Source organism: Rhodoferax sp. GW821-FHT10B06 (assembly GCF_059415605.1).
Genome location: NZ_JBWKNO010000008.1, coordinates 69,317 through 81,750, shown reverse-complemented (window position 1 = coordinate 81,750; position 12,434 = coordinate 69,317). Strand labels below are relative to the sequence as shown.

Annotated in this window: 12 protein-coding genes; 11 read left to right on the top strand and 1 reads right to left on the bottom strand. The window is 64.5% G+C overall.

Annotation, left to right across the window (positions count from 1 at the left end; genetic code table 11):
* Window positions 1-91: 91 nt before the first annotated feature.
* The 9 genes from add to AC07O2_RS14165 all read left to right on the top strand — a co-directional run bounded on the left by add (window position 92) and on the right by AC07O2_RS14165 (window position 8,919).
* Window positions 92-1,111 carry an adenosine deaminase gene (gene add / locus AC07O2_RS14205; RefSeq protein WP_495076392.1) on the top strand — a complete coding sequence of 340 codons (1,020 nt, stop codon included), beginning with the start codon at window positions 92-94 and terminating at the stop codon, window positions 1,109-1,111.
* A 146-nt stretch (window positions 1,112-1,257) separates the two neighbouring features.
* On the top strand, window positions 1,258-1,476 hold the full coding sequence (locus tag AC07O2_RS14200) for a putative motility protein (RefSeq protein WP_495076391.1): 219 nt from the start codon (window positions 1,258-1,260) through the stop codon (window positions 1,474-1,476).
* 126 nt (window positions 1,477-1,602) lie between these two features.
* Complete coding sequence (locus AC07O2_RS14195; RefSeq protein ID WP_495076390.1) at window positions 1,603-2,070, top strand: CopD family protein; 468 nt, start codon at window positions 1,603-1,605, stop codon at window positions 2,068-2,070.
* A gap of 147 nt (window positions 2,071-2,217) precedes the next feature.
* The gene (locus AC07O2_RS14190; protein ID WP_495076389.1) at window positions 2,218-2,832 is read left to right on the top strand and encodes a TetR/AcrR family transcriptional regulator; all 615 of its coding nucleotides are present in this window, start codon (window positions 2,218-2,220) and stop codon (window positions 2,830-2,832) included.
* Window positions 2,833-2,918: 86 nt separating this feature from the next.
* Window positions 2,919-4,079 (top strand): iron-containing alcohol dehydrogenase, encoded by a 1,161-nt coding sequence (locus tag AC07O2_RS14185; protein ID WP_495076388.1) that lies wholly within the window; start codon window positions 2,919-2,921, stop codon window positions 4,077-4,079.
* Window positions 4,080-4,103: 24 nt separating this feature from the next.
* Window positions 4,104-5,150, top strand: a complete 1,047-nt coding sequence (gene curA / locus AC07O2_RS14180; RefSeq protein ID WP_495076387.1) for an NADPH-dependent curcumin/dihydrocurcumin reductase — start codon at window positions 4,104-4,106, stop codon at window positions 5,148-5,150.
* A 28-nt stretch (window positions 5,151-5,178) separates the two neighbouring features.
* The gene (locus AC07O2_RS14175; RefSeq protein WP_495076386.1) at window positions 5,179-5,859 is read left to right on the top strand and encodes a type 1 glutamine amidotransferase domain-containing protein; all 681 of its coding nucleotides are present in this window, start codon (window positions 5,179-5,181) and stop codon (window positions 5,857-5,859) included.
* A gap of 78 nt (window positions 5,860-5,937) precedes the next feature.
* The gene (locus AC07O2_RS14170; protein ID WP_495076385.1) at window positions 5,938-6,366 is read left to right on the top strand and encodes a hypothetical protein; all 429 of its coding nucleotides are present in this window, start codon (window positions 5,938-5,940) and stop codon (window positions 6,364-6,366) included.
* A 252-nt stretch (window positions 6,367-6,618) separates the two neighbouring features.
* Entirely contained in the window at window positions 6,619-8,919 is a 2,301-nt protein-coding gene (locus AC07O2_RS14165; protein ID WP_495076384.1) for a putative bifunctional diguanylate cyclase/phosphodiesterase, read from the top strand.
* Between the two features lie 58 nt (window positions 8,920-8,977).
* Here AC07O2_RS14165 and AC07O2_RS14160 read toward each other — a convergent pair whose 3' ends face one another.
* The gene (locus AC07O2_RS14160; RefSeq protein WP_495076383.1) at window positions 8,978-9,742 is read right to left on the bottom strand and encodes a phosphodiester glycosidase family protein; all 765 of its coding nucleotides are present in this window, start codon (window positions 9,740-9,742) and stop codon (window positions 8,978-8,980) included.
* Window positions 9,743-9,889: 147 nt separating this feature from the next.
* Here AC07O2_RS14160 and AC07O2_RS14155 point away from each other — a divergent pair, with 147 nt between their 5' ends.
* Both AC07O2_RS14155 and AC07O2_RS14150 read left to right on the top strand, forming a co-directional pair.
* Window positions 9,890-11,185: a hypothetical protein gene (locus tag AC07O2_RS14155; RefSeq protein ID WP_495076382.1), complete on the top strand. Its 1,296-nt coding sequence runs from the start codon at window positions 9,890-9,892 to the stop codon at window positions 11,183-11,185.
* A 31-nt stretch (window positions 11,186-11,216) separates the two neighbouring features.
* On the top strand, window positions 11,217-12,164 hold the full coding sequence (locus AC07O2_RS14150; RefSeq protein ID WP_495076381.1) for a sensor domain-containing diguanylate cyclase: 948 nt from the start codon (window positions 11,217-11,219) through the stop codon (window positions 12,162-12,164).
* Window positions 12,165-12,434 lie beyond the last annotated feature (270 nt).

Below are 12,434 nucleotides of genomic sequence, written 5' to 3'. Positions count from 1 at the left end.
CTTCAGTAGGCGGGTATTCCACGGCTAGAAACCTGTTCAAAGTCTTTTTTTGGGCCTCCCAAAAGACTTTGAACTCGCTCTAAGATGCCGTATGCATACGTCCCCCGTCCCCACCAGCATCGCCCAAGACCGACTGCGCACTCTGCCCAAGGCCGAGGTACATGCCCACCTGGAGGGCTGCTTCGAGCCCGCCTTGCTGGCAAGTTGGGCACAGCAGGCGGGTGTAACGCTGCCACGGCCTGTGGATCAGCTATTTGCCTTCCAGGGCCTGGGCGACTTTCTGCACTTTCTGGACTGGGCCTGCGGGCTGGCCGACACGCCCGAGCGCCTAGCCCAATTGGCCTATGCCTACAGCCAGCGCTTGGCCGACAACGGCGCGGGCTATGCCGACCTGATCGTCAACCCCAGCCACTGGAAGGCCTGGCATGGCCGGCTGCCAGCCATGCTGGACGCCATAGACGCCGGGCTGAGCGCCGCCGAGCAGGACGGTCTGCCGCCAGTGAACCTGTGCATCAGCCTGCTGCGCACCCAGTCGGCCAACGCGGCGGTGCAGTTGGTGGAGCAGCTGGTAGCGCTGCGCCATCCGCGCGTGGTGGCCCTGTCCATAGACGGCAACGAAGCCGCGGCCGGCCGCACCGGCCCACGCTTTGCCGAAGCCTTCCAGCGCGCCGGGGCCGCCGGCCTGCGGCGCACCGTGCATGCGGGTGAATCCAGTGGAGCCGAGGGCGTACGCGACGCCATCTTGCTGCTGGGCGCGGACCGTATCGACCACGGCGTGCGCGCCATTGAAGACCCTTCCGTGGTGGCCCTGCTGGTGGATCGGCAGATACCGCTGGGCATCTGCCCCAGCTCGAATCTGCTGCTGGGCGTTTACCCCTCGCTGGCCGAGCACCCGGTAGACCGGCTATACCGAGCCGGCGTACGCGTCTCACTGAACACCGACGACCCCTCGCTGCTGGGCGCCAGCCTGGTGGGTGAATACCAGCGCTGCCAGGCCGCATTTGGCTGGACCGACGCCGACCTGCGCACCATTGCCCGCACCTCCATCGAAGCCAGCTTTGCCCCGCCAGCCACGCGCCAGCAACTTTTGCAGGCGCTGGCCGCCTGGTAGTTGCTATGTATTCAATAGCTGACTGCGCAGTTAATACGTGCGCCACAGCCCTTTTTTCATAAAAACGGGAAATCCCGGCTCCAGACTGCCCGCAAACCGCCGATAACCAGGAACCGCGTTCTACGCCCCGCCAGGAGACCCGCACCATGGGAATTGCCAACACCACGGCCGTGCAGTCGGCCACCGCCGCCGCACAAGCCCCCGCGTCCGACAGCCTGAACATCCGCGTGCTGAAAAAAGCCCTGGACGTACAGGAAAGCAACGCGCAGACATTGTTAGACGCCCTGCCCCAGCCCGCACCCGCACCCGCACCGACACTGGCCACCTCAGGCAGCCTGGGCACCCAGCTCAACACCTACGCCTGAGTTTCAGGATAAAAACCGGCGCTAGCGCAGATAAATCCTGCGCTGGCAGCTATAGATTTAGCAGCATGCCGTGGGCCCAGGGACCGGAGGCGGTCACAATGCAGCTTTCCCCCACGAGATACCGCCATGCTGTTTGAAGCCTTTGCCTTTCTCCATTTAGTGGCCGCCATCGTCTGGATGGGTGGCATGACCTTCATGCTGTTCGCCCTGCGCCCCGCCGCCCTGGTCGCCATGGAGGCCCAGCCACGCGCCCGGCTGATGGTGCAGGTGATGCAGCGCTTCTTCCGCCTGGTGCTGGGCGCCATCGTGCTGCTGTTGGCTACCGGCGGCCATATGTATGGCAGCAGCATGAAAGCCGCCCGCGCCGCCGGTGCGGGCCTGCCCGTAGGCTGGAGCCTGATGGCCGGCCTGGGCCTGCTGATGGTGCTGGTGTTTGGCCATATCTACTTTGCCGGCTTTGCCAAGTTCAAGCGCGCCGTAGCCGCCGCCGAATGGCCCACCGCCGCGCACGCCGCCGGCCAAATCCACAACCTGGTGGTGCTGAACTTTGTGCTGGGCTGGCTGGCGATTGCTGCGGTGAAGTTCATCCACTAGGAACGAAACACGCCTCTAGCGCAATTAATTCCTGCGCAGGAAGCTACGTATTTCATAGCAAAAGCCTTCCACTAAAACCCGCCTCTATGGCGGGTTTTTTATGTGTCCAAACTAGACGACTGGTCTACTTGATCCACAATCCAACCCATGCTTGCCGACGCCTCCCCCACCCGTAACCAGATCCTCGACTGCGGAGAACGCCTGATCTCCAGCAAGGGATTCGTGGGCGTGGGCCTGGCCGAGATACTGGCCAGTGCGGGCGTGCCCAAGGGCTCGTTCTACCATTACTTCAGCTCCAAGGAACGCTTTGGCGAGGTGCTGCTGGCGCGCTATATCGAGCGCTATCTGCAGCAGCTGGACGCGTTGCTGCGGCCCGACGGCACGCCGGCACGCGCCCGGCTAATGCGCTACTGGTCGTACTGGAACGTCACGCAATGCGGCGTGGGCGACAGCACAGAGCCTGCGTCCAGCCCCAAATGCCTGATCGTCAAGCTCAGCGCCGAAGTGGCCGACATCTCTGAGCCCATGCGCGAGACCCTGCGCGAAGGCACCGACGGCGTACAAAAACGCCTGGCCCTGTGCCTGGAAGAAGCCCGACTGGACGGCTCCGTGCCCGCCAGCCTGGACGCCCCCAGCACCGCCGAAACCCTGTACGCGCTATGGCTGGGCGCCAGCCTCCTGTCCAAGCTGCGCCGCGACGGCAGCGCGTTTGACCAAGCTACCCGCAGCACCGAACTGCTGCTGGGCCCACGCACCGCCTGAGCCACGCATGTCCATCATTTTTTTCGCCGACCCAACTAGCCGACCGGTCTATTTACAACCACTCGTTCTACAAACAAGGAACCCCCATGCTGAACTTTGACTTCCACAACCCTACCCATATCGTCTTTGGCAAGGACCGCATTGCCGACATCGCCAAGTTGGTGCCCGCCAGCGCCAAGGTGCTGATCCTGGTCGGTGGCGCCAGCGCCGAGAAAACCGGCACCCTGGCCGAGGTGCGCCAGGCCCTGAGCACGCGCCAGCACAGCACGTTTGCCGGCATCGAGCCCAACCCCAGCTATGACATCGCCTTGCAGGCCGTGGCGCGCATCCGGGCCGAGGGCTTCGACTTCCTGCTGGCCGTGGGCGGCGGCTCGGTAATTGACGCCACCAAGTTCATCGCCGCTGCGGCCCTGTTCGAAGGCGATGCCTGGGACATCCTGCTGCAGCGCGGCCGCAACATCGGCCAGGCCCTGCCCTTTGGCGCTGTGCTGACGCTGCCCGCCACCGGCTCGGAGATGAACAACGGCGGCGTCATCACCCGGCGCGACATCGGTGCCAAGCTGCCCTTCCGCAGCGCCAAGGTGTTCCCGCTGTTCTCGGTACTCGACCCGACCAAGACCTACACCTTGCCGCCCCAGCAACTGGCCAATGGCGTGGTCGATGCCTTCGTCCACACCGTGGAGCAGTACCTGACCTACCCGGTCAACGCGCCGGTGCAAGACCGGTTTGCCGAAGGCCTGCTGCAGACCCTGGTGGAGATCGGCCCGCGCCTGCTGGCCGCACCCACACCGGTGTACGAGGACCGCGCCAGCCTGATGTGGGCCGCCACCCTGGCACTCAATGGACTCATCGGCGCCGGCGTGCCGCAAGACTGGGCCACCCACATGGTGGGCCACGAGCTGACCGCCCTGCACAACATCGACCACGCCCGCACCCTGGCCATCGTGCTGCCTGCCATGCTGGAAGAGCGCCGCGTGCAAAAGCGCGACAAGCTGCTGCAGTATGGCGAGCGCGTTTGGGGCATACGCACCGGCACGGACGAGGAACGCATCACCGCCGCCATCGCCCAGACCCGCGACTTCTTTGAGCGCATGGGCATCGCCACCCGCCTGAGCGACTACGGCCTGGGCGCGGACGCCATCGATACCGTGGTACAGCAGCTGCAGGACCACGGCATGACCCAGCTCAGCGAACACGGTGACATCACGCCCGCCATCAGCCGCCGTATCCTGGAAGCCGCCCTGTAACCCCCCACCCCAAGGAACCCACACATGAGCCAAACCACCACCCAAAGCAGCACCATCAACCGCCAGATTCAGCTAGCCTCGCGCCCGCACGGCGCGCCCACAGCAGCCAACTTCCACCTGGCCAGTAGCCCCGTGCCCGTGGCTGGCCCAGGCCAGGTGCTGCTGCGCACCGTCTACCTGTCGCTGGACCCATATATGCGCGGCCGCATGAGCGACGCGCCCAGCTATGCCGCCCCCGTGGCCGTGGGTGCCGTCATGGTCGGCGCCACCGTCTGCCGCGTGCAAAGCAGCCAGCACCCCGGCTTTGCCGAGGGCGACTGGGTACTGGCCTATACCGGCTGGCAGGACTACGCCGTGTCAGACGGCAAGGGCCTGACCAAGCTGGACCCGAAACTGGCACCGCCCTCCTACGCCCTGGGCATTTTGGGCATGCCGGGCTTTACCGCTTACATGGGTCTGTTAGACATTGGCCAGCCCCAGGCCGGCGAAACCGTGGTGGTGGCCGCCGCCACCGGCCCAGTGGGTGCCACCGTGGGCCAAATCGCCAAGCTCAAGGGCTGCCGCGTGGTCGGCATTGCCGGCGGCGCGGAGAAATGCCGCTGGGCCGTGGAAGAGCTGGGCTTTGACGCCTGCATAGACCACCACAGCCCCGACCTGGCCGCCCAGCTGGCCGCGGCCTGCCCGCAGGGCATCGACGTGTACTTCGAGAACGTGGGTGGCAAGGTGTTTGACGCCGTGCTGCCGCTGCTGAACAACAAGGCCCGCGTGCCGGTATGCGGCCTGATCGCCCAGTACAACGCCACCGAACTGCCCAGCGGCCCGGACCGCAGCAGCCGCCTGATGCGCACGGTGCTGACCAAGCGCATCCGCATGCAGGGCTTCATCATCTTTGACGACTACGGCCACCGCTACCCCGAGTTCGCCAAGGACATGGGCCCCTGGCTGGCCACCGGCAAGGTCAAGTTCAAGGAGCACGTCGTGGACGGCCTGGAAAACGCCCCCGATGCCTTCATAGGCCTGCTGGAAGGCAAGAACTTCGGCAAGCTGGTCATCCGCGTGGCCAACGACTAACTCCACCCCACCAACACAAGGAAACAAGATGAGCAAAATTCTGATGGTGCTGACCTCGCACGACCAACTCGGCAACACTGGCCGCAAGACCGGCTTCTGGCTGGAAGAATTCGCTGCGCCCTACTACGTATTCAAGAACGCGGGCGTGGACGTAACCCTGGTCTCACCCCTGGGCGGCCAGCCCCCGCTGGACCCCAAGAGCGACGACCCCAGCGCACAAACCCCGGCCACCGAACGCTTCAAGGCCGATGCCGCCGCCCAGGCCGTGCTGGCCAGCACCCACAAACTTGCCAGCGTATCGGCCGCCGACTATGACGCGGTGTTCTACCCCGGTGGCCACGGCCCGCTATGGGACCTGGCCGAAGACGCCACATCCATCGCCCTGATCGAGGCCATGCTGGCCGCCGGCAAGCCGGTGGCGACGGTATGCCACGCGCCCGGCGTACTACGCCACCCCAAGAATGCCGACGGTACATCGGTGGTCGCGGGCAAGGCTGTCACCGGCTTTACCAACACCGAAGAAGCCGCCGTAGGCCTGACCGAGGTCGTGCCGTTTCTGGTGGAAGACATGCTGCAAGCCCGAGGCGGCAGCTACTCCAAAGTGGCCGACTGGCAGCCCTATGTGGTGGCCGACGGCCTGCTGATTACGGGCCAAAACCCGGCCTCGTCCGAGCCCGTGGCCAAAGCCCTGTTAAAACACCTGGCTTAGCCTGCGCACAAGCGGGCGGTTTGCGTGGCGTCGATACAATGAGTTACGCATAGCGGGCCCGAGGCGGGTAGAACAGGTATGAACCTTTTTACCCAGCGCCGGTCCGATACAGCGTATGAACCTCAAGCCATCGACAAGGGAGATCTGCAGTTGAGCGACGATTTTGACGAACTGTTTGACAGCCCCGCATCGACGCCAGCAGCCCCAGCCACGCCTCTCCAGGTCACTGCGCCCACGGCCGCGCCAACCGCCACTCCAGCAGCGGCACCGGTACCCGTCAAGGCCCCGTTTCTGGACCCACCCACGCTGTGGATGCCCTTGCTCAAGCCGGGCACCGAGGTGCGCTTTCAAGACAAGCCCTACACCGTGGGCCACGTCCTCATCAGCAAGGGCGATCTGTTCGTCAACCTGAGGGAAGTAGAAGGCGCGATATCGGCTGAAAAGGTCCGCGTCAGGCTCACGCAGATCAACCTCAACCTGCCGTCCAAGTCCGGCAACACACGTTAGCGCGCGGCCACCCGGTAGCGTCCATGGTCCATCCAAAACGCTACGTATTTAATAGCGCCATGCGCACGCTGAACCTGCGCTGGAAGCCTGTTTCGCTTAAATCTCCCTGGCCGCTGCGGCGTACCCGCAACGCCGCACCCGCACGCGCCCCTGGTCAACGTTGGCAGTTGCAGGTAGATTGCGGGCATATTTGCCTGCCCTGTGACCCCGCCCGCCAGCACCACACCGCTGGCCTCCCAACGCCCACGGCCTATGCACCCCTTGGATGACCTGCTAACTGCGGCCCTGGCAGACAGCACCGCGCCAGCGGCGACCGACCCGCACGCCGCCCTGGCCCTGCTGCGCGCCATGCTGGACGCATCGCCAGACGGCGCAACCGCCATCGGCCCACAGGGTGAACTGGTGGCTTTCAACCCCTGCTTCGTGCAGATCTGGTCCATCCCGCCGGACATGCTGCAGCGGCTCAACCCGGTCGAGCTGCGGCAACATTGCTGGCAACAGATCCGTTCGCCAGAGGCAGAACCTGAGGACCTGCATCCGTACTTGGGCACACCCGGCCAGCCTGAAGAGTTCGAGCTGCACGACGGCCGCATCCTGGAGCGCTATGTGTCCACCCCACTCACCGCCGCCGGCCAGCAGGTGGTGATCGTGTACTGGCGCGACATCACGGCGCGCAGGCGTACCGAGTTGCAGCTGCAAGAGACGCAGATCTTCATGGGCAACCTGCTGGACTTTGCGCCGGTATCCATCTACGTCACCGGTCGCGATCAGCACCTGCAGCTGGTCAACCGCCAGTGGGAATACGACACTGCCACCCCGCGCGCCGACGCTGTGGGCCGGCGCATGGAAGAGGTCTTCCCCGTCACCCTGGCGCAGCAATACGCGATGGAAAACCAGCAGGTGCTGGACAGCGGCCAGCAACGGGTCAACGAAGGCTGGGCCGAAACGCCAAACGGCCGGCGTTGCTACTACACCATCAAATTTCCGCTACAGAACCGCCAGGGCCAGTTGGATGCGGTGGGCGGCATCTCCATCGACATCACCGACCGCAAGGACGCCGAGGCCCAGGCCAAGCACCTGGCCTTCTCCGACCAGCTGACCAGCCTGCCCAACCGGCGCCTGCTGCTGGACCGCCTGGACAAGGCCATGGCTGCCTGCCTGCGCCACGCCCGCCATGGTGCCCTGCTGTTCATCGACCTGGACAACTTCAAGACCCTGAACGACAGCTACGGCCACGAAATGGGCGACCAGCTACTGCAGCAGGTGGCCCAGCGGCTGATAGATTGCGTGCGCGATAGCGACACCGTGGCCCGCCTGGGCGGCGACGAATTCGTGGTCATGCTGGCCGACCTGGACGCGCAGCCCCCCCTGGCCACCCAGCAGGCGCGGTCGGCCGGCGAGAAAATCCTGGCCACCCTCAACCAGGCCTACCTGCTGGGCAGCACCCGCTACCACGTCACGCCCAGCCTGGGCATCACCCTGTTCGGCCCCCAGCCCGAGGGGCTGGAGGAGCCACTCAAGCGCGCCGACATGGCCATGTACCAGGCCAAGGCGGCGGGCCGCAACACCCTGTGCTTCTTCGACCCGCAAATGCAGGCCGTGGTGCATGCGCGCTCGGCACTGGAGATGGGCTTGCGCGAAGCCTTGGCGCAGAGCGAATTCCAGCTGTACTACCAGCCGCAGATGCTAGGAGCCTCTCGGGCTTGGAACGTCGAAAGCGAAAATCGGCCCCAGCGAGAACAGTTTTTGCCGGATTTGCAGGCCCATAGCTCCGCTATGGGACAAAAAGACGGTGAAAAATGGACCGCTGCGGTCGATTTGCAGCCGACGCTTTCCAAGTCCGACAGGCTCCTAGGCTCGCTGCAGGTCACCGGCGCCGAGGCCCTGGTACGCTGGCTGCACCCGCAGCGCGGCATGGTGTCGCCGGCCGAATTCATCCCGCTGGCGGAGGAGTCCGGCCTGATACTGCCGCTGGGCCTGTGGGTGCTGCACGCGGCTTGTGCGCAATTGGCGCAGTGGGCCGTCATTCCAGAGTTGGCCGCGCTGACGCTGTCGGTCAACGTCAGCCCACGGCAGTTTCGCCAGCCCGATTTTGTGGACCAGGTGCTCAGCGTGCTGCGCCACACTGGCGCCAACCCGCAGCGCCTGAAGCTGGAGCTGACCGAGAGCCTGCTGGTGGCCTCCATCACCGAGGTCGGCGCCAAGATGAATGCTCTGAAAAGCGTGGGCGTGGGCTTTTCGCTGGACGACTTCGGCACCGGCTATTCGTCCCTGTCCCACCTCAAGCTGCTGCCGCTGGAGCAAATCAAGATCGACCAGAGCTTCGTCAAAGACCTGCTGACCGACCCGAACGACGCAGCCATCGCCTGCATGGTGGTCAACCTCGCGCACAGCCTGGGCGTGGACGTGATCGCCGAAGGGGTGGAGACCGAGGCCCAGCGCGACTTCCTGGCCCGCCACGACTGCCACGCCTACCAGGGCTATCTGTTCAGCCGCCCGTTGCCGCTGGCGGAGTTCGAGGCCTGGGTGCACCGCAAGCTACAAAATTCATAGCTGCTTGCGCAGGTAGTTCGTGCGCCAGAGCCACTATTTTCTTAAATTTCCAGCCGACTCATTTGAGCGGCACGGCCACGCCCAGCATGGGCCCCAGCGGCGCGCCCAGCCCGCCTTCCAGTGGAAACAGCTCGGAGATGGAGCCGTCCAGGTACAGCGCGTCCTGGCAGCCCAGGCTGTCGCGCAGCGTGTTGGCAAAGTCGTAGAAGTTGATGGGGTAGCGGCTCTTGGCCAGCACCACCTCTTGTGGCGTGCGGGTGCACACGGCGTTGCGCACCAGGCGGTTGTCCGACCCGGGAGTGAACAGCGGGTTGATCTGCCGGTTCTGCAACAGCAGCGGCCCCGACTGCGTGGCGTAGCGCACACTGGGCGCCAGCTGGTCCCAAACAGTGGCCAGAGCATCGGTTTCCCAGATGGTGGCGCTTTGCTCGGTCAGCACCAAGGCACCGTTGGGCTGCAGGTAGAAGTTGCCGTAGCCGTCCTTGCGGGTGCTCAGGCGGCGCAAGACCTGACGATCCTCCACATACAGCCCGATGGGCCGCAGGTCCTTGCCGTAGATGCCGGCATTGCTGCCGCACAGCAGCCGCTCGCTACGGGTACGCAGCCAGCCGTCCACCTGCGGCAGGCCGGCAAGAGTCTGGCCATCGGGCCCGCGCCAGAAGGTACGCAAGGCATCGCCTGGCAAATGGATCTTGCACACATCCAGCACCAGCGCGCCCTTGCCCACATTGGCTAACTCGGCCGCCTGCAAACCGACGGCGCAAACACTCCACCATAGTCCCAGGCCCCAGGCCAGGGAACGCTTCAACACACGATCAAACATCCGCCCTTTTTACCTGCTTTCACCGCCATTCCGACGCGGGCCGCGCTTCTTTACCTGGCATTGTTCTGGGGGCGGTCATGACCCTGCCATGCCGCAATGGTTAAATACCGCGTCACGCTCTCCACCAACGCCACGGAACACGTACCGATGCACTCTGCACCCCATGCCTTGCAGCACGCCCACCAGCAACTCGCCGCAGCCCGTCAAAAGACCGCACTGCTGCGCAACATCGACCCCTATCTGATCGACCTGTCGCTGCGCGAGAACCCGGTGGGCTCGCGCGTGGGCCAGACGCTGAAGGACAAGCTAGCCATCCTGCCCAAGCTGCGCGAGTTCGGCTTCAAGAACATCCACCTGGGCACGCTGGACTATTCCATACCCGAAGACCTGGAGGTGGACGACGATTTCATGGTCTACCTGCGCGACCACGCCATCGACACCACCGGCTGCTTCGCCTTCACCGCGCTGGGCCTGGAGACACCGGACGGCGTCTTCACCCCCGACCCGTCGATGCTCAAGCTCAGGGATTACCGCGTGCCCAACACCCTACACGAAATCTACCTCAGCCCGGCCGGCATGCAGTCCGCCGGCTACGACCTGGCCACGCTGGAGCGCAGCCTGCCGGCAAGCATCCAGTGGCTGATGCAGAACATCCGCGGCGACCATGGCGGGCCACCGCGCATTCTGATCAACATCGTGGACGGCTGCGACGCCCTGGCCGAAGACCCGGACACCACCTTCTCCATCCTGCAGCTGCTGGCCCAGCAACCCATAGAAGGCGTGAGCATCGAGGACGACCGCGGCACCTATATGCCGTTCCAGGTTGGCGCCTATGTGGCGGCCGCGCGTAGCTTCTTGCCGCCACCGCTGAAACTCGTGGTGCACATGCACGCCGGCGGTGGCTTTGAAAACGCATCCGTGCTGGAAGCCCTGCTGAACGGTGCCGACGGCGCCTGGGGCGGCCTGCCCAAGCGCGCCGCCGTCATCGGCCACGCCTCGCTGGGCGAGCTGATCGCCAACCTGGTGCGGGTGGGCAATCCGCATATGCAGCAGTACCAGCTGGACCAGCTGCTGCCCATGGCGACCAAGCTACAGGTGCTGGACGACGAGGAACGCGTGCAGGACGACATCCCCATCCTGGGCCACAACGCCTATCGCCTGCCGCTGAGCTTCTTCCGCCAGGTACCCGACCGCTTCATGGACCTGCCGCCCGAAGCCATTGGCGGCCAGTACCGTTACCGCATCTGCCCGGTGGTCAGCGACACGGCGGTCATCGCGGGGCGGCTGGCCGAAGTCACCGGTGAACCGGCCGACCATTTCACCGACGAGGTACTGAAGCAGATGATCCGCCTCATGCGCCAGGACCTGCGCGAAGGCCTGCGCATCGCCTACGACGAACCCGGCAATTTGTTGAATCTGTACGCAAGAGCATTAAGCTCCTGACCTTTATCCGCCCACCGCCCGCACACACGCCATGCAAATCGATCCCAACGTTTACAAGACCCTGCTGGAATCCACCAAGGCCATTCCCTGGCGCATCGACTGGAAGACGCTGACCTTCTCCTACATCGGCCCGCAGATTGAAGAACTGCTGGGCTGGTCGCCCGAGAGCTGGGTGGGCGCCCAGGACTGGGCCGACCGCATGCACCCCGAGGACCGCGAGGCCACCTTCAACTTCTGCGTCGGGCAGTCGCAGGCCGGCATAGACCACGAGGCCGACTACCGAGCCCTGACCAAGGACGGCGGCTATGTGTGGATACGCGACGTGGTGCACGTGGTGCGCAAGGACGGCGAGGTCGAGGCCTTGGTCGGCTTCATGTTCGACATCAGCGAACGCAAGAAGACCGAAGAGAAGTTGATCGCGCTACAAAAGGAATTCGAAGTACTGTCCTTCAAGGACGGCCTGACCGGCATCGCCAACCGCCGCCGCTTCGACGCCATCATGGACATCGAGTGGAGCAACGCCCGGCGCAACTGCCAGCCGCTGTCGCTCATCATGCTCGACATCGACTACTTCAAGCAATACAACGACCAGTACGGCCACCTCAAGGGTGACGACACGCTCAAGCGCGTTGCCGAAACCCTGACCGCAGCCGCTACCCGCGCACGCGACTTCGTGGGCCGCTACGGCGGCGAGGAGTTTGTACTGGTGCTGCCCGAGACCGACGCCACGGCCGCGCTGAAAATCGCCGAACGCTGCCGCAGCATGATCGCCCAGCTGCAAATCTCACACGAGGGCTCGCAAGTCAGCCCCCACCTGAGCATCAGCATTGGCGTGGGCACCGTGCTGCCAGGCGTGGACAGCGTGCTGGCAGACTTCATCGACAGCGTGGACAAAACCCTGTACCAGGCCAAACAGCTGGGGCGGAACCGGGTGGAATGCATGCCGGCCACTGCGGTCAACCTGCCCGCGCAGCAGTGAAGCACATCAAACTCAGCCCTTGATTTCTTAGCAACATGCCTCCGGTCAGAAGTGGGCCTTTGGGCCCGCATCTCAGGTCTATTCGAGCATCACGGTGAAACCGATGCTGATAGTTCTTGGCGGGCTTCCTGGTACTGGAAAGACGACTATCGCACACGAACTCGTTGTCCTTTCTCGCTCCGTCTTTCTGCGCATCGACACCATTGAGCAGACGCTCAAGAAGGTGGGCTCGTTCAAAGAGCTCGGTCCTGCTGGTTACGTTGTTGCATA

Bases quoted from the DNA above. Each gene is read 5' to 3' on its own strand.
- add (WP_495076392.1), top strand. From the start codon at position 92: ATGCATACGTCCCCCGTCCCCACCAGCATCGCCCAAGACCGACTGCGC.
- AC07O2_RS14200 (WP_495076391.1), top strand. From the start codon at position 1,258: ATGGGAATTGCCAACACCACGGCCGTGCAGTCGGCCACCGCCGCCGCA.
- AC07O2_RS14195 (WP_495076390.1), top strand. From the start codon at position 1,603: ATGCTGTTTGAAGCCTTTGCCTTTCTCCATTTAGTGGCCGCCATCGTC.
- AC07O2_RS14190 (WP_495076389.1), top strand. From the start codon at position 2,218: ATGCTTGCCGACGCCTCCCCCACCCGTAACCAGATCCTCGACTGCGGA.
- AC07O2_RS14185 (WP_495076388.1), top strand. From the start codon at position 2,919: ATGCTGAACTTTGACTTCCACAACCCTACCCATATCGTCTTTGGCAAG.
- curA (WP_495076387.1), top strand. From the start codon at position 4,104: ATGAGCCAAACCACCACCCAAAGCAGCACCATCAACCGCCAGATTCAG.
- AC07O2_RS14175 (WP_495076386.1), top strand. From the start codon at position 5,179: ATGAGCAAAATTCTGATGGTGCTGACCTCGCACGACCAACTCGGCAAC.
- AC07O2_RS14170 (WP_495076385.1), top strand. From the start codon at position 5,938: ATGAACCTTTTTACCCAGCGCCGGTCCGATACAGCGTATGAACCTCAA.
- AC07O2_RS14165 (WP_495076384.1), top strand. From the start codon at position 6,619: ATGCACCCCTTGGATGACCTGCTAACTGCGGCCCTGGCAGACAGCACC.
- AC07O2_RS14160 (WP_495076383.1), bottom strand. From the start codon at position 9,742: ATGTTTGATCGTGTGTTGAAGCGTTCCCTGGCCTGGGGCCTGGGACTA.
- AC07O2_RS14155 (WP_495076382.1), top strand. From the start codon at position 9,890: ATGCACTCTGCACCCCATGCCTTGCAGCACGCCCACCAGCAACTCGCC.
- AC07O2_RS14150 (WP_495076381.1), top strand. From the start codon at position 11,217: ATGCAAATCGATCCCAACGTTTACAAGACCCTGCTGGAATCCACCAAG.